Source organism: Vibrio sp. 10N.222.52.B7, assembly GCF_041474275.1.
Classification (GTDB): domain Bacteria; phylum Pseudomonadota; class Gammaproteobacteria; order Enterobacterales; family Vibrionaceae; genus Vibrio; species Vibrio crassostreae_C.
On sequence record NZ_JBFRTU010000594.1, the window covers coordinates 1 to 297 of the forward strand.

The 297-nt window shown below is 48.1% G+C and carries 1 protein-coding gene; it reads left to right on the top strand.

Going from position 1 to position 297, the window contains the following annotated elements; all coding sequences use genetic code 11:
• The coding region (locus tag AB4512_RS24360; RefSeq protein ID WP_372176062.1) for an ABC transporter substrate-binding protein at nucleotides 1-297 on the top strand (297 nt) is incomplete at both ends.

Here is a 297-nt window from a genome sequence, read left to right on the forward strand (position 1 = left end):
GCCTGAATACAGCACATGGACTCAAAAGGAGCGCGACCAAAAGGCGAAAGAGCTGTTACAAGAAGCGGGGTACGATGCAGCTAATCCATTGGATTTCAAATTGCTCTACAACACCAGTGAGTCGAACAAGTCGATTGCAGTGGCTATCGCTTCAATGCTCAAAGGCAACCTAGGCGCGCAAGTTGAGTTGGAAAACCAAGAATGGAAGTCTTACCTAGTATCACGTCGCCAAGGTGATTTTGATGTGATGCGCGCGTCTTGGTGTGGTGACTACAATGAAGCATCGACCTTCTTGAG